Genomic DNA, 18,593 nt, shown 5'->3' with positions numbered 1-18,593 from the left:
CAGGGTTTCGAAGCATGAGCATTGCCGTCCAACCGGTCGTCATGGCCGGAGGCTCGGGCACGCGGCTGTGGCCGCTGTCGCGCGCCGGTTATCCGAAGCAGTTCCTGGTCCTGTCGGGCAACACCAGCCTGTTCCAGCAGGCCGTCGCCCGGCTGCAGGCGCTGGGCCAGGGCGCCGTGAAGGCCGCCGCGCCGCTGGTCGTCGGCAACGAGGAGCACCGCTTCCTCGTGCTGGACCAGCTGCGCGAGCTGGACATCGAGCCGGCCGCCGTGCTGCTGGAGCCCACGGGCCGCAACACCGCGCCGGCGCTGACGCTGGCGGCGCTGCAGGCGCTCGAAGGCGGCGCCGACCCGGTGCTCGTCGTCACGCCGGCCGACCAGACGCTGGCCGACGAGGCCGCGTTCGCCGCCGCGATGGCCAGCGCGATCGAGGTCGCCGCGCAAGGCGCCGTCGTCATCCTCGGCATCACGCCCGACCGGCCCGAGACCGGCTACGGCTACGTGCGCACCGAACGCAGCACCGGCGCGCGGGTCGTCGCCCAGTTCGTCGAGAAGCCCGACGCCGAGACCGCGGCGCGCTACCTCGCCGACGGCGGCTACTTCTGGAACGCCGGCATGTTCGTGCTCAAGGCCAGCGTCTGGATGGCGGCGCTGGAGCGCTGGCGCCCGGACATCGCCGCGGCCTGCCGCGCCGCCTGGGCGGCACGCAGCACCGACCAGCGTTTCGTGCGCCCGGGCAAGGCCGAGTTCGCCGCCGTGCCGGCCGAGTCGGTGGACTACGCGGTGATGGAGAAGTGCCCCGGCAGCGGCCAGGACATCCGCATGGTCGAGCTCGACGCCGGCTGGAACGACCTGGGCGCCTGGGAAGCCGTCTGGCAGGTCGCGGCCAAGGACGCGCAGGGCAACGCCACGGTCGGCGACGCCATCGTGCGCGACAGCCGCGACACGCTGGTGCACGCCACCAGCCGGCTGGTCGGCGCCGTCGGGCTGGACAACATCGTCGTCGTCGAGACGCCCGACGCGGTGCTGGTGGCCGACCGCGAGCGCAGCCAGGAGGTCAAGCAGATCGTCGCCGAGCTGGGCAGCCAGCGCCGCGGCGAGCACACGCTGCACCGCAAGGTGCACCGTCCCTGGGGCTGGTACGACAGCATCGACTCGGGGCCGCGCCACCAGGTCAAGCGCATCCTGGTCAAGCCGGGCGCGAGCCTGAGCCTGCAGATGCACCACCACCGCGCCGAGCACTGGATCGTCGTCAGCGGCACCGCCGAGGTGACGGTGGGCGACAAGGTCATCCTGCTGGCCGAGAACCAGAGCACCTACATTCCGCTGGGCGAGGTGCACCGGCTGCGCAACCCCGGCAAGCTGCCGCTGGAGATCATCGAGGTGCAGTCGGGCAGCTACCTCGGCGAAGACGACATCGTGCGCATCGAAGACACCTACGGACGCATTCAGCCATGACCATCCTCGTGACCGGCGGCGCCGGCTTCATCGGCAGCAACTTCGTTCTGGACTGGCTGGCGCAGAACGACGAGACCGTCGTCAACCTCGACGCGCTGACCTACGCCGGCAATCCCGAGAACCTGGCGACGCTGCGTGGCGACGATCGTCACGTGTTCGTGCGTGGCGAGATCGGCGACCACGTGCTCGTCGAGCAGCTCTTCGCCACGCATCGGCCGCGCGCCGTCGTGCACTTCGCCGCCGAGAGCCACGTCGACCGCTCGATCCACGGCCCGGGCGACTTCGTCCGCACCAACGTCAACGGCACCTACGCGCTGCTGGAGGCGGCACGCGGTTACTGGAGCACGCTGCCCGAGGGTGAACGCGCGGCCTTCCGCTTCCACCACGTCAGCACCGACGAGGTCTACGGCAGTCTGGCCCCGGACGCGCCGGCCTTCACCGAGACCCACCCTTACGAGCCCAACAGCCCGTACAGCGCCAGCAAGGCCGCCAGCGATCATCTCGTGCGCGCCTGGCACCACACCTACGGTCTGCCGGTGCTGACGACCAACTGCAGCAACAACTACGGGCCCTTCCACTTCCCCGAGAAGCTGATCCCGCTGATGATCGTCAACGCGCTGGCCGGCAAGCCGCTGCCGGTCTACGGCGACGGCCGTCAGGTGCGCGACTGGCTCTACGTCGGCGACCACTGCAGCGCGATCCGCACCGTGCTCGAGCGCGGCCGCCCCGGCGAGACCTACAACGTCGGCGGCTGGAACGAGAAGCCCAACATCGAGATCGTGCACACCGTCTGCGCGCTGCTCGACGAGCTGCGGCCCGACCCGGCCGGCCCCTACGCGCGCCTGATCACGCACGTGAAGGACCGCCCCGGCCACGACCGCCGCTACGCGATCGACGCGCGCAAGATCGAGCGCGAGCTGGGCTGGCGCCCGGCCGAGACCTTCGAGAGCGGCATCCGCAAGACGGTGGCCTGGTACCTGGAACACGCCGAATGGGTGGCGCGCGTGCAGAGCGGCGCCTACCGCGACTGGCTGCAACGCCATTACGGGGAGACGGCATGAAGCTGCTGTTGCTGGGCTGTGGCGGCCAGCTGGGCTGGGAGCTGCAGCGCGCGCTGGCGCCGCTGGGCGAGATCGTCGCCTTCGACCGCGACACCGGCGCCGACTTCTCGCGCCCCGAGACGCTGCCGGCGCTGCTGGACGCGCACCGGCCCGACGTCATCGTCAACTCCGCCGCGCACACCGCGGTCGATCGCGCCGAGAGCGAGCCCGAGCTGGCGCGCAGGATCAACGCCGAGGCGCCGGGCCTGCTGGCGCGCGAAGCGGCGGCGCGCGGCGCCTGGCTGGTGCACTACTCGACCGACTACGTCTTCGACGGCAGCGGCAGCCACGCCCGCGCCGAGGACGCGCCGACCGGGCCGCTGTCGGTCTACGGCCGCACTAAGCTCGAAGGCGAGGAGCTGGTGCGCGCCAGCGGCTGCCGCCACCTGATCCTGCGCACCAGCTGGGTCTACGCGGCACGCGGCGCCAACTTCGCCAAGACCATGCTCAAGCTGGCCGCCGAGCGCGAGAAGCTGCGTGTCGTCGCCGACCAGATCGGCGCGCCCACCGGCGCCGACCTGCTGGCCGACGTGACCGCCCATGCGCTGCGCCAGGCGATCGCCGACCCGGCGCTGGCCGGCACCTACCACTGCGTCGCCGGCGGCGAAACGAGCTGGCACGGTTATGCCCGCCTCGTCGTCGAGCACGCCCGCGCCGCCGGACACACGCTGCGCATCGATCCCGAGGCGATCGAGCCGGTGCCGACCAGCGACTACCCGACGCCGGCCAGGCGCCCGCTGAACTCGCGCCTGGACACCAGCGCGCTGCGCGAGCGTTTCGGCCTGCACCTGCCGCCCTGGCAGGACGGCGTGCGGCGCATGCTCGACGAGATCCTGACTCCCGCTGGAGACCGTTAAATGGCGCGACGCGGCATCATCCTGGCCGGGGGTTCCGGCACTCGCCTGCACCCGGCGACGCTGGCGCTCAGCAAGCAGCTGCTGCCGGTGTACGACAAGCCGATGGTGTACTACCCGCTGTCGACGCTGATGCTGGCGGGCATCCGCGACATCCTCGTCATCAGCACGCCGCAGGACCTGCCGCGCTTCGAGGCGCTGCTGGGCGACGGCAGCCGCTGGGGCCTGTCGCTGTCGTACTGCGTGCAGCCCAGTCCCGACGGCCTGGCGCAGGCCTTCATCCTGGGACGGCAGTTCATCGGCGGCCAGCCCAGCGCGCTGGTGCTGGGCGACAACATCTTCTACGGCCACGACTTTCAGGCGCTGCTGCTGCGCGCAGATGCCAGAGAGCGCGGCGCGAGCGTCTTCGCCTACCACGTGCAGGATCCCGAGCGCTACGGCGTCGTCGAGTTCGACGCCGGCCAGCGCGCGCTGTCGATCGAGGAGAAGCCCAAGGTCCCGAAGAGCAACTACGCGGTCACCGGGCTGTACTTCTACGACGAGCAGGTTTGCGACATCGCCGCCGACATCCGCCCGAGCGCACGTGGCGAGCTGGAGATCACCGACGTCAACGCGCGCTATCTCGAGCAGGGCCAGCTCGACGTCCAGATCATGCGCCGCGGCTACGCCTGGCTGGACACCGGCACGCACGACAGCCTGCTCGAAGCCGGGCAGTTCATCGCCACGCTGGAAAAGCGCCAGGGCTTGAAGGTGGCTTGCCCGGAGGAGATCGCGTACCGCTCGGGCTGGATCGACGCCGAGGCGCTGGAGCGTCTGGCGCAACCGATGCTGAAGAACGGCTACGGCCGCTACCTGATGCTGCTGACCGAACAGAAGGCCTTCTGATGAAGCTGGTGAAGACACCACTGCCGGGCGTGCTAATCGTGGAACCCGCCGTGTTCGGCGATGAGCGCGGCTGGTTCATGGAGAGTTTCAACGAGCCGCGCTGGCGCCGCGCGCTGGAAGATCTTGGCGAGCCGCTGCCCCGCCCCTTCGTCCAGGACAACCACTCGTGCAGCCGCGCCGGCGTGCTGCGCGGCCTGCACTACCAGTTGCCGCCGCACCCCCAGGGCAAGCTGGTGCGCGTGGTCCGGGGCAGGGCGTTCGACGTCGCGGTGGACATCCGGCGCGGGTCGGAGCACTTCGGGAAGTGGTTCGGGGTCGAACTGACGGCCGAGAACAAGCGCCAGCTCTGGATCCCGGAAGGCTTCGCCCACGGGTTCCTGGCTCTGGAGGACGACACGCACTTCCTCTACAAAACGACGGACGTCTATGCGAAGGAGTGCGAGCGGGTCATTCGCTGGGACGATGCACAGATCGGTATCGATTGGCGCGTGCCAGCTGACACGGCGTTGAGAGTTGCAGAGCGCGACGCTACGGCTCCCGGTCTTGAGTGAGAGACGCTGTTTCCCCTGGCCGCGCCTTTGATGTCGGTATCCCGAACGCGTAATGAGAAAACGGAAGGCCTGACGTCGAGGCGTCGCCGAGCGGTCCGAGGACGCACCGCGTTTCGTTCGCGCCCGGCCCCTCGTAACACAGACTGTTTTGGAGCCGTGGGCCCCGCACTGCGAAACTGCCGCGTCGACCGGGCCGGTGACACCAGCAGCTCAAAGCGCGGGAAGCACCTCGACAGCCAGAGATCCCGCTAAGGCTGCAGACGCCGCTAACGGCGTGCAGGCGCGTAGAACGGTGTGTGTGGCATTGGTCGCCTCGCCAACACTCAGCAATGTCCGCCGCGCCTTGGTACGACACGAGCGCTGCGGAGCGCCTGATAGCGTCGTCCAGCAGGATCTGCCTGCGTGACACTGGCGAGACCAACGATCTTCCCTATACGCGGGCTCGGCGTTGCAGCCGTCCGATCGAAAACAGGCGCTGCCTCATCATCGGGGAAAAAAGGGCGCCACTCGCAGCCACAAATATCGCGTCGCTAACCGCTCGCAACATTCGGTCCTTGTCGGCTTTGCTGCATCGCGCGCGATACTGACCGTGCTGTGTCCGGGATTCTGATGATCGACCGCTTGGTCTATGGCAAAAACTGGGGAAGTTTGCTCAGGTTCTTCCAAGTTATTGCACAGGCGGCGCCGACCCTTCCGATGTTGCATGACCGTAGCGCGCGCCAGTCCTCCCGCGTCTTTCGTGCGATTGCCCGTAGCGACTTGTTGCTCGCGCCACCAAGTCGCATCTTAACAAGTACGTCAGGTATGTACTCGGCGTGAAAATCGGGCTGCGTGAAAAGTTTCAGCACGCTAAAGTAATCGGCAGATATACGGTAACTGGAATCGAAGCCGTCGATTCTTGAATACCACTCCCGCCGCACGTAAAGGGTGGGATGTGCGGGCATCCAGCCCCATTTGAGGTCACGTTGCCGAAATTCTCTGCTCTGCCAGCGACGAACGACCTTCGTTAAATCGCCTTGCTGCACATACTCGAGATCGCCATATACGGCGCAGACTCTATCATCCCGAAAGGCTTCCGATACTCGCGAAAGAACGCTGCGATGCGCGAAGATGTCATCGGCATGCAGGAATCCAACAATATCGCCATTTGCGAGTCTGAGACCTTTGTTCAATGCATCGTAAATTCCTGTGTCGGGTTCACTCATGAACATCGATATCTGATTGATTCGGCTGTTTATGAGTTCAATGGTGCCGTCAGTACTAGCGCCGTCAACAATGATGTGCTCGCGATTTTTATAATCCTGGTCGGCGACCGATTGAAGGCAGTCGGTCAATGTGTTCGCGCAGTTCCAGGTGGCGGTAATAACTGAAATTGATACGCCCGATCCCATTAATACAGTCCCTTGATTGCAGTGTCGCAGCGACTCATGGCGTTGCTGAGGTCTAGTTGCGCAATTTGTATTAACTCAGGTTGCCTCGCCTGTGTGCCGGTTAAGTCGGATTTTTGTTAAAGGCATGAAAGCGCGCCTAAATGCTAGCTGTGCCGAAAATCTTCAATGATGCGTGAGCCTGTTGGCGCGAACTAATTTCGCCGAGTACCTACAACTACGTCCCATACCTGATCTACTGTGACGCCTAGAATGCAGTGTGGTGCATCATCATGCGTGCAGCCATGCTTGCATTCGGGTGCTGCAGGCACGCTGGGTTGTAGAACTGTAGCGTACTGACTGCTTGGGCCGAACCTCAGTGGTGAATTTGCGTGATTGTCGTCGCCCGTCAATGGGTGGCAGGATATCTGCACGATGCTTGGACAACCTGCTGCTGCGGCTAAGTGGGATAAGCCACTATCGTTGCCAACGAACTGCTCCACTAGCGACAACAACGCAGCATTCTGCGCGAGTGTCAATCTGCCCGCGAAGTTGTTTTGAAGACGAACTCCTGCTTCAGCGCAGATTCTTTCACAAGCCTGTGCTTCGCTAGGCGCTCCGAGCAAAATAACTTCCGCACCCAACGCTTGCGTATATCTCCGCCCAAGTTCAGCGAAACGATCAAGCGGCCATTGGCGTCTGGCGCCGGCCGCACCTGGGGCAAGCGCCACCAATCGGCGTGTATCGATCCGTAGCGCCGCCAACCTTTCGCATACGCATTGAAAATCACCTGCCGACCATCGGTAGTTAATCGATGGTAGTGATTTCGAAAGTCCGGCTATATCCCTGTCAAGCAGGCGGATGGCGCGTATTGATTCGTGACGAACGGAAACGTCAGTTACTGTGCGGGTAAATAGGCTGTCGCTCCCAAAATTTCGTAGGCGGCGTCGAAGATTATTTTTGCTGGAGAATCCAATGCGCTGTTTTGCGCCGGAATACCAGAGCATAAACGGTCCAAATAGGTCGTAATCCCATCGTGGGGCAAACGCCGCATCATAAGAAACTCCAGGCTCTATGGCCTCGAATGTGGCGGCGCAGAGTTTTCTCCTATGCCAAATGGACAATGGCGAAGAAGGATTCCACGTAATTTCGATACGACGATCAATGTCCGAACATTGCTCAAATATCGCCCTGGCGCTAGCGTGATGTAGCAAATGAATTTCGTGCTCAGGATATGACTGTCGTACATATCGAATAAACGGAAGACAAAGCAGCGAATCACCAATTTTTGCGTCGCATCGTACCACCAGCACAGCCGGGCGCGAACGCACGTCTGCGGTCGGCGTTCTCTTGCTTCCGGGCAGACGGCATAAAAGACTTTGACCGAAATTCAAGGCCGCGAGTCCAATATCTACCGCAGTAATCACGCCGATCATTTTCACCTTCCCAGGCGGCGTGTGACACGTGCGAGCGCCTCGCTGAACGCAATACACGCCTCGGCTCGCGGACCCGCATTGATTGGTAGCAATACGCCGCTCGATCCAATGACGCCGGACATGCGATGCTCAAAATACGCGCATGCCGCCTTGCGGCTGAGCAGTTGGGTTGAGGCGTTTGCGGCGCGCGGCCAGCGATACGGCGAGCTGGGATAGGACAAGTGAGCCCTCAGATATTCGCGGATAACAGTCGGCAACCCTCGTCCCCAGTCCGAACTATCAGGCATCAGTGTGCTGTCTACCCCATCAAGCTCTGCGAGAGCTGGCAGCCGTTCCAGAGACTGCAAAGCCTCTTTGTTGAGGGCGAAGCAAAACGAAGTGATATAGCCTGGCAGTCCACTCCAAGGATTGTTCATGGCGAACGAACGATAGCAATCCAGTTTCCCGCAGATTGCTGGGGGGAGTATTTGTTGAACTAGTGGCTCCAGCCGCAGAACACGCCCAAGAATCTGTTCGGCAGCGTGTTTGGTAAATAGGCTGTCATTAACAAAGAGTACACTGCGACATTGTATTATTGAGGCCCTGCTTTGATGTCGCTGAAGGCCCTCAAAGTACCCCGAAAAATCTAGCAACTCATTGCTTCCCGGGACGAGATCAAACCAACTTGGTGCCATCGCCATAGCGTGCCGGGGATTGTTCGCAACGACAACGAGGTCTAATGTCGCGCCATGTCGACGAGCGATTTTCCGGAGACGAGATGCGAAGCTCACAGGATCAAGGTCATAGCAGACCCCGACGGCGCACACCGGAGTTTTTTCAAGCATTCAGTATGTGTATTTCAATTGACGTCCAAGTGCCGATTTCGCATCAAAGCAAGAGGAGCATGCGGGCGTAGATAGAGCGCGGGCGCGACTGTCACGCAATAGCCAATCAGCAAGCTCGCGAGGCGCGATAGGCCGTATTCGAAATCAACGCACAAGCCTGCTATACAAAAGTACAGACAAAATGCCGACAGACCGCTAACGAAAGTGCGTTGCTGGCCAAAATAAAAAGTTTTCTGTGCTGCGCGAATAGCGCAGCCAATGAAAAATGAAAAAATAAAACCAAATATGCCGAAGTAGTGGTAGGCAAAGACCGCGTGCTGCGGGTTGGGGCCTACAATGACGTCTACCTCCGGAAATATGAGGTTTGTAAGCTGGTATCCCATGCTGGGATATATCGAGTCTACGGGAAGAAGGCGAAAAGTGCTTAGAAAACCGCCGAGCATGCCAATCACGGGATTGTCGCCGACGATCAGTTCTACAGTCGAGTTCAGATACGCGTAAATGTAAACGTCACCGTAGCTAACGATTCGATAAACCAGGCCGAGTACTGCCAAGGTGAGATCACTATCTTCTTGAATCGTGAGGACGATGACGGCAAAAGCAACTGCTGACAGGAGAAAAATCTTCCCCGCCCTGCCTCCCCAGAAACGATCCCGCTTTCCGCTCAGTGCAGTGAAGACGAACAGTAGCGACAGAACAATCTGGACCGCACTCATCAGCGCACCTTTGGAGCCCGACAATGCGAGCGCTGTGAGATGAAATATCGCGTAGGCAATGACGAAGACGTTGCGCCGCAACTTCGGGCGAAATACCAGCAAGTAGACTAGAGAAAATGCGGCGATGAGCGCGCAAGAGTCTGATAAGCGCTCAATGACACCAAGGCCACCTGACCCTTGAAAAGCGCCCAAACGAGATGCGCGAAAGAGCGGGATGCCAACTAGAGTCCAGGTTGCCAGGGTGCTGACGCTATGAGCCAGGGCAGAAGTCCCGAATATAAGTACCGGCACCCAAGGGTCATCCTTGACTCGATGCACCACACGATTAACGCAAGTGGTGGGTCGTTGTCGACCAGCCAACTCCATTCCCAAATATAACGCCAGCTGCGATGCGAGAAACGAGCCCGTATATACGTTTTGGATATCGTGCCGAATCGTCATGAATATGACGATGGCCCAGCCAAACGCATTTGACAACAAAACAAGCAGCAGCGGATCATAGATTCCGACAGTCCAGCGGCGAATTAGTAACCAGTGTGCGATAACTGCGGCTACTGCCAGTAGGGCATATAGATCCCACCACTCGAGCGATTGACTTATATATTCAAGTGGCGGCATTTCTGTGTTTCAATAGATTCGCCGCGGTACTGCGCGCGCGCTTCAAGAAGTACCAAGCAAGACCGAAGCTATCGCGAATGGCTACAAGTTTCCTTGCTTCCAAACTTGCATCCGGAATGCTCGAGCGCCCCGCGTCATTAAAGCGGCAAATTGTCAAGTTTAGATGCCGAAATCTGAATCCTTGGCCCCATCTCTCGATGTTGTAGAGGTGATCTGCCATCATGCCCGCATCGATTTTGTACGCACAGTTCTTGTAGACGCTTCTCGGATACATCAGGCCCTGATGGCAGATGTTTTCTTGCATCAGTCGATATCTTGTAAATCGACCCCCCTGAACCCTGCCAGTGCGTTGAATCTGAACGTTGCCGTAGTAGATCGAGTTAGCTTCGGTTAGATGTTGAAGAATGTTCTCGGGTGAAGCTGCAAGCTCATCGTCTGCTCCGATGAAAAGCAACCAGTCACCTGTTGCCAACGCGCAGACCTTGTTCATGGCGTCATATATGCCAAGATCTGGCTCAGACACCCAGTGATCGATACTGTTCGCGTATCGTCGAATGATTTCGACGGTTCCGTCGGTCGATGCGCCGTCGACGACAATAAGCTCTACCGCTGTAGACTTTTTCTGGATAATGCTAAGAAGCGCGCATTCCAATACCTGGGCGGCGTTGTAGGTTACTATTCCAATAGTGAGCTTCGCCATCGGGATAACAGTAATGTTTCGTGTCGAGCCCCGAGTGAAAACAGCGTTCTTGATGCGGCCCGAAAATATTGCGAATGCCTGCTACGCGTCGCGCGATTTCTCAGGGCGGTGATTCGAGGGCGCCACTGTACCTGCGCGGTCTATATGCAGACAAAACGTGTGCTACGTGAGGTGTCAGCAAATCATGCTATGAAACGACGCCCAAAATAATTCTTGTTTCAAACCATCATTTCCGCGGCGGCAATCAGTAAACTCCGTCCGCAGGCGATGCGGCGTCTCTGCCCTTCACCAACGAGGTGATCCTTGGACGGCGGGGCGGAAGGCGGGCGTACTATGTGCTCATGCATGGCGCCTGCTAGAGCATCCGGATCCCCTGTTCTAAAGAACCTCACTGTCGGTTCATTCAGCTCCAGATTGACTGGTATATTCGAAACGATACTAGGAACACCGAGTGATACCGAGTCGAAAATGCACCCTCCACCCGGACCTCCTTCACTCAAGGTGGCCTGAATCACCGCGATGGCGTTACGCAGCAGCGCGATTTGGTCCGATTTTGGTATAAGACCGAGTATATGTAGTCGATCCGTAATTCCCAGTCGATCTGCCTCCGCGGACAACGTTGCCATGTGGTTGGGATTTCGGTAGTCCTGGGTCTCGCCGGTACAAACCAATCTGATGTCAGGATGATCTTGCCTTATTCGTGCGAACGCGCGCCAGATGGTCAGGTGGTCCTTGTGCTGCCAGAACTGGTTGGAGACGATGAAATATCTACCGGTGATGCCGTACTTCGCTGTCGGTGCCTGCGCGGACTCTAGCCAGCGAGGGTTGGGTGCTGCGGCGAAGGGTAATGTAAGTATCTTGGCGCGATGTTGAGGATGATAGGTCTTGATATCCGCCGCAACGGCTCTAGCGTTGACAATAACGCAACGAGCGAGTTCTAACATCCGAGAAAAATCGTCGTCGCGACGCTTGATTTCCTGGGGTGAGAACAGCTGTGGCAGATGAACGTGCTGATAGTCGTAGATATACCCGAGCCAAGGAAGATCCTTGCCGACTTGAAGAGGTTTAATCGCAGGTAGTACTGCATCGAGCTTAAGTCGACGGGCCGCGCGCGCTACCGCTCCAGATCCGATATCGATCGTGTGCGCGTGAATCACTGCTTCCGCCTCTCCGATGAGGTCGGCAATATGCTGACTGGTCGGTCGCTTTGCTTCTTCGCTGACGCTGTAACCTACCAACGTCGAGATCAGCGCTCGCTTCACTCCGCGCAAAGCCCTAATCGTCGCGAGGCGGGGGCCGCGGTCTGGCAGCAAAAGATGTAGTTCGACCGTCGGGTCCGCAGCGAGAATGCTGCTACAGATTAGCCTTAGGAAGTCAATTCCTCCCCCCCACTCCGCAAACCCTTCGGCAAGGATGCCGATACGACGAACCAAGGTAGTTGGGAAAGGCGCGGTGCCATCGTGGCTGCCGCCAACTATCCCATAGCCGGCTTCGGCTGATCGTCCTTCTAAGGTTTGAATTGTGTTTTTCTGCAGCATGCCTGGCTGGACCGAGTGATATCTACTTGTTTGCGGGGCGTAAGATGGGGTGCCGGCCTAGCTATTTGTGGACTTTATCGAATCGTAATCTGTCGGGTGAACGAAACAAGCATGTCTTGTCCGTCCCATACTGAATCAAAATTCAAAGCGCTGCCTATCGGCACAATCCGGTCGATACCCGTGGGCAGGCAAGTGCGCAAGTATTTCGACCAATCCTCAAGGGGAATCCCGAAGTAGCTTACGGTCTGAATCTTTCGGTCAAGGATTGAGTTCAGTTCGTCCAGAGAGTTGATGCGAGCTTCGTGGAACAGGCCGGCGCCGCAGTGCAAGTCATCGCGTGCACGTGCCAAGCTCATCCAAACTCTGGTAATCCTGGCGTCTGGTTCTGTAATCCTCACCGACGGATCGTCAATGGCAAGCGCGTCTGCAAGAACCTCTTTATTCATATGGTCCGGCGCAGCGATTGCAAATTCCCGCCGATCGAGCTCGTTCTTTAGTGCGGGCCAGAATGAACTGCACGCCAGCTCAACCTCTTCGGCAGAACCGAGCCAGATGACCATTCGTGGCGATGAACACGCCATCTGCCCGAACCAGTAAACGTCGTTGTAAAAGTTGGCTGCGAGCTGGCGTGTCGCTCTATCTTGCGCGTTTGCCACCGAAGAGGCGTCGAGTACCGCAAGGGAGAACTTGTTTGCAAACGCGAGCTCGGTGGCTCTTGGATTAAGGGGAATGCTACGAAAGGTATTGATTGTCGCGTCGCCGCCCCAGATCACGCGTACGTCGCAGCAGGCGCTAAGTGCAGAAGAAGCCGCTACGTCATGTCCATAGCGCACTATCAAGGTCCGCTTGGCGATGTCATTCCATTCATCCTGTGATAGCAGGCGTTCCAGCACTGTGAGAAGTGCGGAGGTTTGCGGGCTGCTCTTGCTTGATAGCCTAATGATGTTTCGGTTTCCGCACAGTAGCGACACAAACCATGAGTAAACGAAGATTGTGTCAACGTTTGACGGTGACACATGGAAGACCAAGCCTCGCGCAAGATGGATTTCATCCAATCGTGTGGATAAAAAACTATCTATGATTTTCGTGAGATTTGCGGCCCGCAGCCAAAAACCCAAAGCGACGAGCTCCGGAAAGGCCCGTACTGCAGGCGACCTGGTAAGCGCCTTCGCCAACTCATTGGCAAAAGCCAATTGAACTTTACCAAACGGTGGAAGATTGCTGGAGCTGACGACAGCTTCGACGGTCGCTCCTTTTGGAAGGACTACATCCAGATCGGCTGACGTCATTTCGAGGCGCGGGTTGGAGTGGTTTGCGTGTCGCTACAGCCGCGAATCTCGGCGCGCGGCATGCGCCCATGCACATGGAAGTAACGCCCTCGACGTCCGCAGCTGCAATCGTCTTCGCCTAGCAGCGTACCAAGATCTTCTGTCAGCAGGCTGTGCCCAGGATAGCTTTGCGGCAATGCCGAAAGAACCTGAATAACTCCCGGTTTGTGTGCGGGCATGACTTGCCACGTGATGGGATCGCGCACAATTACGTCTGCAAACGCTGGGGCATGAAGATGTCCCTGCTCGCATTCAACGAAAACAGATCCAACCTGTTCGACCATGCCGTAGAAATTGTGGATGCGTATGGCGCCACACGCGGCGCGCAAACGGCGTTTAAACTCCTGGTTATCAACCGCGATTGCCTCTAGTTTCTTCCAGCCACCGCTATGAAACAGTGTCGAATCAGTCAAGTTGAGGGTCTCGCCCAGCATTTCGAGTTCATGTAGGAAATATTGCCAGATCATGAACGTAAATCCAAACACCAGCTTCGGCGTTCCGGAATACTGTCGGCAAAAATTGCGAACGGCGTTTATGTTCAGGCTCATGTCGTCGTTCAGCGCGTAGACGTGACCGCGCCCGAAGTTAGCAAGGCCCAAGATTCCGGCGCCGCGCGCTGAAAAACTAGATCTGTCCTTAATGACGCCTGGATGGTCGATGATGAGCATTGGCAAACGCGCCTTGCCCAAAAATTCCTGCATTATTCGTACGAGTGCAGTCGTTTGATTTGCGGCAGTTGACTTGTCCAGCGCGATGCGCGACGGCGATTGGCCTGTGGTGCCGGAAGATGTTAGTGTCTTAAATATGTGGTTAGAAGTCACGCTACGCAAGTCGTACATCTTGAAAAGACGCACCGGCAACCACGGTATGTCTTCCGCCGCAGCGACTGTTTGTACACGGTAACCACGCGCGGCCAGTATGCGAGCGTAGGGTTCGCAATGGTCCCTATGATGCTTAGTCAAGCTATTGAGCAACGAGTCAAGGCGTGCACGTTTGTCGGTTGCACCCAAGCCATAGACCGGCCAATCCAGAAAACTGGTTACCATTTTGGTGTGTTCGTGGGCGATGCGGCAAGGTGATCGAGTATGTGCTGCAGTTCCCCATGTAGCAGCTTACCCGCGTCGTTGCGTGGAAGTCGGTCAAGAGAAAAAAAGCTTAGTGCTGATTGATGTAAGCGATAGTGTTCAGCTAACCGTTGGCGAAGTGCCGGGATCTTTTCCGGCGACGTAACGACGCCGATCATCAGTAAGTCGTCTCGACCGACTGCGCCAGCTTCAAATCCCATTCGCCGAAGTTCTTGCTCTACTTCGTCCAATCCGAATCTGTTGCCAAAGAGTTTGACAAAACTTTTCATCCGCCCGGTGATCCAGTAATGGCCATCGCGGTCGCGTCGCGCTAAGTCTCCGGTATTTAGTGATTCAACATCGGGGCCGCGGGCAAAATCTGCCACCGACTCTGCGTACCCTAGCATGACGTTCGGTCCCCGATACGTCAGTTGCCCTTCGATGTCCGGCTCCTCTATAGCTTCACCTAGGGCATCGACGATTCCCAGTTCACCTCCGGGAATCGCATGTCCGATGCTTCCCGGTTTCTGTAAGATCAGGTCCGGCGGCAAGTATGCGATTCGGGCAGTAGCCTCGGTCTGGCCGTACATTATGTACGCGCTTCGCCCAGTATTTGCCGCCAACTCGCCAAGCCAAATGATCTCATCCGGATCCAGCTTACCCCCAGCCTGTGTCATGTATCGGAGGCTGGGCAGCTGCATGCGTTCGAACCGCATTCTCCGCAACATGCGCCAACTAGTGGGAACCCCGGCAAGGCCCGTGACCTTCTGTGCGCGGAACAGCTGCCAAAACGGTTGGGTCGTAATTGCGGCTTCGCTGAGTACCACCCCTGCTCCTGCGGCCAAATGACTGTTCAACACCGAGAGCCCATACGAGTAGCTCAAGGGAAGCGAAGTCATCGCTCGGTCATCAAGGGTTAAGCTGAGATACTGACAAATGCTCGCAGCGTTACTGGCCAGGTTATCAAGCGACAGACGCACTAACTTTGGTGAGCCCGTGCTACCCGATGTCGACATCAGCAAGCCGAGCGCGGGATGGACTAGTGGCCCCGCCTCTGCAACAGTGCTGGCACGACGCCAAGCCTCGGCGCCACCATCAAATACAAAACCGATGTCGTAACGCTCACAGAGCGTTGCCAACAAGGTTTCTGATAGTTCGCTCGACAGGAGCAGCGGAATATGGCCATTGCGCAGAGCGCCAAGGTATGTGGCGACGCTTGGGAGGTTCGAGGCGAAAAGCAGCGCGAATACGGTGCGCGAGGGCAAATGACTAACGGCCGCATCGGCCAGGACCCCGAGTTCGCCTCCGCCAATCCAGCCGGTCCCTTCGCCGGCATACACCTTGGCCCGACGCAGCGCATAGTCTTCCCAAAAACGGGTCATATCAACATGCCGCCATCAACACCGATACATTGGCCGGTCACATAAGCCGATAAATCGCTCGCAAGAAACAGTGCGGTACGTGCGACATCGTCTGGCGTTCCGATGCGTCCCATCGCGATGCTGGCAAGGCGCTGCTCAAATTTTGCCGGCGGCAAGCCTCGGGTCATTGCGGTGTCGATAAAGCCGGGAGCAATGGCGTTTACCCGGATCTGGTTTGGGGCAAGCTCCTTTGCGAGGGATTTGGTGATTCCGATCACGGCTGCCTTGCTGCCCCCATAAACAGCTTGTCCGGCATTGCCGTTGGCGCCAATAATTGAAGCGACATTGATAATGCTGCCGCCGCCACTGCGCGCCATGAGGCGGCTCGCATACTGCGCGCAGTACAGTAGCCCGAATGTATTTGTTCCGAAAACGCGCTGAATTTGTCCACGGGTGATCATGCCAAGCAAGGCATCATCCAGGACTCCAGCGTTGGACAGCAGCACGTCGAGGCGCCTGTACTGCCTGAACACCGCCTGGAACAGTTCCCTGACCGCAGTGTCATCCGACACATCGCAAACAAACGTGCTTGCACATGGACGCCCCGCCATTGCATCAAGCTCGGAGGCATGTCGCTCAAGTTCGCTTTGATTGCGCCCGACTAACGCCACCGTGGCGCCGTTTTCCGCGAACAGTCGTGCTGATGCCAAACCGATGCCTCGTGTAGCACCGGTAATCAGACAGATTTTTCCCGAAAGGCTTGTCGGGTTCAACGGCGTCTCCATCAGAACTCAGCGCCGTGCTTAATTAAGATTTCTCGCGTTGCTGCGACGGAGCTCATCGCGAGGATTTCTTCTGTATCCAACATAACGTCAAAGGCGGCCTCTAGTTCAGTGACTAGCGCCATGTGCGCTACTGAATCCCATTGCGGAATGCTCTCATAAGTAAGCGTGTCGACAACGGACGACTCCGAGATTCCGAGGGCAATGACGAAAGCTTGCACCAGTTTTTCTTGATTAATCATTGCTGTTTCTCCAAACGATTCTTTAGCACTCTGTATTCGCCGCGAACGGTTACTATCATTCGGTCGTCTACGTCTGCCTTTGCGTAAGAGTGGGTGTCGATCTCGCAACGGTCACCAACTCGAACCCGCGGGTATACAGTCGCGCGAGTACCTAAAAAACAGGCCCGACCGACCTTGGCCCATCCGTTGATTGCGGCATATGGTGAAAGCACCGAGTACGGGCCGACGCTCGCTCCATGGCCGACGCTGCAGAAAACGTTCAGCACGCTCCCGATCTCCAGATCCGCCCCCGCATTGACAATGGCGTATGGTGCGATGATGCATCCGGCGCCGATGGAAGCATCGGACGCGACCAATGCCGATGGGTGAATAACTGTATGCAACTGGCGGTCCTGGCTCAACAAAGCTTCGCAGACCTCTTCGCGAAACGCCGGTTTACCTGCGGCAACCACGAATCTGGCTTCCGGATGCTGCGCCATGGCCGCTGCCAGTGATCCTAGGAATGGCACTCCGCGAACATGTGTCGGGACATCGTTTCGCAGGTAATCGTCAACAATCCCGCTTATACATACTCCGGACGTAGCGCGGAGATAATCGATCACCTCTTCGGCAAAGCCGCCTGCACCAACGATGATCACCTGCGCTTGAGCCGAGCCGAGGCAATCACGATCTGTGATCATAGAAGTCTCGGATCGTAGCGACGATGTGGGCGAACTGGTCATCGGGGATGCTGGGCCAGCTTGGTAAGTTAATTCCCCGCCAGGCAAGGTCTTCCGCCACGCTGTGTTTGCGATAGCTGCGTGAATACATCGGCATCGTATGCAACGGATAGAACAATGGGCGGGTTTCAACGCCTGCCGCGGCCAAGTGTCGCCGCAACGGATCGCGCAAATCTGGATGCTTCACTAAGACTGAATACATCCAATAACTGTGAACTGTTTCTGGTGCCTCCGCGTGGGGCTCCAATGGTAGGTCGCTTAATGCCTTCTCGTACCGGCTTGCCAATTCGCGCTTATTTTGAATGAACTCATCTGCGCGCTCCAGTTGCGCTAATCCGATGGCGGCTTGGATATTTGTCATCCGATAGTTGTAGCCGACAACATCGTGCCAATACTCGCGATGGGCCGCGAGCCCTTGTCCCTTCAAATGACGAGCGCGTTCGATCAGCGTCTTGTCGTTGGATACCACCATTCCGCCCTCGCCGGTGGTAATCGTTTTGTTGCCGAAAAAGCTAAACGTTGAAATGTCACCGAATGTCCCGACATGGCGCCCCTTGTAGAGGGTGCCGAAACCCTCGGCGCAATCCTCAACGATAAACAGTCGATGTTCCTCGGCAATCGCCGCCAACGCGTCCATGTCGCATGCCTGCCCATACAGGTGGACTGGCATGATCGCGCGGGTTCGTGGAGTGATATGGCGGCGAACGTCTTCTGGATCGAGTTGCCAAGTGGAACGAAGCGAATCAACGAAAACCGGTGTCGCGCCGGTGTATGCGACGGCGTTGGCAGAGGCGATATAGGTCAAGGTTGGTACGATGACTTCGTCCCCCGGTCCAACGCCCAGCGCCATCAGCGCTAAGTGCAGGGCGACGGTTCCGTTGCTCACTGACGCGGCGTGCTCGATGCCTATGCGTCGGGCGAAGCTGAGTTCAAAGTCATTGACGAACCGTCCACGAGATGAAATCCAAGACGTGTCGAGGCACTCGTTGACGTATTTCTTTTCGTTGCCGCCCAAGTCGGGCTTATAGATCGGGATCTTGATTTGGCTCAC

General features: G+C 58.6%; 17 protein-coding genes. 5 read left to right on the top strand and 12 right to left on the bottom strand.

The annotated features are described in order from the left end of the window. Positions 1-14: 14 nt before the first annotated feature. The 5 genes from RGE_RS20195 to rfbC are packed head-to-tail and all read left to right on the top strand — an operon-like array spanning position 15 to position 4,847. Positions 15-1,457 carry a mannose-1-phosphate guanylyltransferase/mannose-6-phosphate isomerase gene (locus tag RGE_RS20195; RefSeq protein ID WP_014430330.1) on the top strand — a complete coding sequence of 481 codons (1,443 nt, stop codon included), beginning with the start codon at positions 15-17 and terminating at the stop codon, positions 1,455-1,457. Further along, positions 1,454-2,518, top strand: coding sequence for a dTDP-glucose 4,6-dehydratase (rfbB, locus tag RGE_RS20190; protein ID WP_014430329.1), 1,065 nt, complete (start codon positions 1,454-1,456; stop codon positions 2,516-2,518). The genes RGE_RS20195 and rfbB overlap by 4 nt, the downstream gene beginning before the upstream one ends. Beyond that, a complete protein-coding gene (rfbD, locus tag RGE_RS20185) occupies positions 2,515-3,414 on the top strand; it encodes a dTDP-4-dehydrorhamnose reductase (RefSeq protein ID WP_014430328.1) in 900 nt (299 codons plus the stop codon). Before rfbB ends, rfbD begins: the two co-directional genes overlap by 4 nt. Next, entirely contained in the window at positions 3,415-4,296 is an 882-nt protein-coding gene (rfbA, locus tag RGE_RS20180) for a glucose-1-phosphate thymidylyltransferase RfbA (protein ID WP_014430327.1), read from the top strand. It abuts the gene before it with no gap. Next, positions 4,296-4,847 (top strand): dTDP-4-dehydrorhamnose 3,5-epimerase, encoded by a 552-nt coding sequence (rfbC, locus tag RGE_RS20175; RefSeq protein ID WP_014430326.1) that lies wholly within the window; start codon positions 4,296-4,298, stop codon positions 4,845-4,847. The genes rfbA and rfbC overlap by 1 nt, the downstream gene beginning before the upstream one ends. Positions 4,848-5,473: 626 nt before the next feature. Here rfbC and RGE_RS23420 read toward each other — a convergent pair. The 12 genes from RGE_RS23420 to RGE_RS23815 all read right to left on the bottom strand — a co-directional run bounded on the left by RGE_RS23420 (position 5,474) and on the right by RGE_RS23815 (position 18,593). Further along, positions 5,474-6,238, bottom strand: a complete 765-nt coding sequence (locus tag RGE_RS23420; RefSeq protein WP_014430325.1) for a glycosyltransferase family 2 protein — start codon at positions 6,236-6,238, stop codon at positions 5,474-5,476. Between the two features lie 191 nt (positions 6,239-6,429). After that, positions 6,430-7,650 carry a glycosyltransferase family 9 protein gene (locus RGE_RS23840; RefSeq protein WP_081528298.1) on the bottom strand — a complete coding sequence of 407 codons (1,221 nt, stop codon included), beginning with the start codon at positions 7,648-7,650 and terminating at the stop codon, positions 6,430-6,432. Between the two features lie 838 nt (positions 7,651-8,488). After that, the gene (locus RGE_RS25040) at positions 8,489-9,808 is read right to left on the bottom strand and encodes a hypothetical protein (RefSeq protein WP_014430322.1); all 1,320 of its coding nucleotides are present in this window, start codon (positions 9,806-9,808) and stop codon (positions 8,489-8,491) included. Beyond that, a complete protein-coding gene (locus RGE_RS23830) occupies positions 9,795-10,508 on the bottom strand; it encodes a glycosyltransferase (protein WP_014430321.1) in 714 nt (237 codons plus the stop codon). The genes RGE_RS25040 and RGE_RS23830 overlap by 14 nt, the downstream gene beginning before the upstream one ends. A gap of 218 nt (positions 10,509-10,726) precedes the next feature. Further along, the gene (locus RGE_RS23825; protein WP_081528272.1) at positions 10,727-12,046 is read right to left on the bottom strand and encodes a glycosyltransferase; all 1,320 of its coding nucleotides are present in this window, start codon (positions 12,044-12,046) and stop codon (positions 10,727-10,729) included. 74 nt (positions 12,047-12,120) lie between these two features. Further along, positions 12,121-13,335 (bottom strand): acyl-CoA reductase, encoded by a 1,215-nt coding sequence (locus RGE_RS23500; RefSeq protein ID WP_014430319.1) that lies wholly within the window; start codon positions 13,333-13,335, stop codon positions 12,121-12,123. Continuing rightward, entirely contained in the window at positions 13,332-14,420 is a 1,089-nt protein-coding gene (locus tag RGE_RS20160; protein WP_014430318.1) for a LuxE/PaaK family acyltransferase, read from the bottom strand. Before RGE_RS20160 ends, RGE_RS23500 begins: the two co-directional genes overlap by 4 nt. Next, a complete protein-coding gene (locus tag RGE_RS23820) occupies positions 14,414-15,820 on the bottom strand; it encodes an AMP-binding protein (RefSeq protein ID WP_014430317.1) in 1,407 nt (468 codons plus the stop codon). Before RGE_RS23820 ends, RGE_RS20160 begins: the two co-directional genes overlap by 7 nt. Further along, positions 15,817-16,584 carry an SDR family NAD(P)-dependent oxidoreductase gene (locus RGE_RS23415; protein WP_014430316.1) on the bottom strand — a complete coding sequence of 256 codons (768 nt, stop codon included), beginning with the start codon at positions 16,582-16,584 and terminating at the stop codon, positions 15,817-15,819. The genes RGE_RS23820 and RGE_RS23415 overlap by 4 nt, the downstream gene beginning before the upstream one ends. Beyond that, positions 16,584-16,823 carry an acyl carrier protein gene (locus RGE_RS20150; RefSeq protein ID WP_014430315.1) on the bottom strand — a complete coding sequence of 80 codons (240 nt, stop codon included), beginning with the start codon at positions 16,821-16,823 and terminating at the stop codon, positions 16,584-16,586. Before RGE_RS20150 ends, RGE_RS23415 begins: the two co-directional genes overlap by 1 nt. Further along, positions 16,820-17,545 (bottom strand): acetyltransferase, encoded by a 726-nt coding sequence (locus RGE_RS24180; RefSeq protein ID WP_148280248.1) that lies wholly within the window; start codon positions 17,543-17,545, stop codon positions 16,820-16,822. The genes RGE_RS20150 and RGE_RS24180 overlap by 4 nt, the downstream gene beginning before the upstream one ends. Next, positions 17,487-18,593, bottom strand: a complete 1,107-nt coding sequence (locus tag RGE_RS23815; RefSeq protein ID WP_014430313.1) for a DegT/DnrJ/EryC1/StrS family aminotransferase — start codon at positions 18,591-18,593, stop codon at positions 17,487-17,489. The genes RGE_RS24180 and RGE_RS23815 overlap by 59 nt, the downstream gene beginning before the upstream one ends.

Source organism: Rubrivivax gelatinosus IL144 (assembly GCF_000284255.1).
In the GTDB taxonomy this organism is placed as follows: Bacteria; Pseudomonadota; Gammaproteobacteria; order Burkholderiales; family Burkholderiaceae_C; genus Rubrivivax; species Rubrivivax gelatinosus_A.
This window is presented reverse-complemented; position numbering and strand designations above follow the sequence as displayed.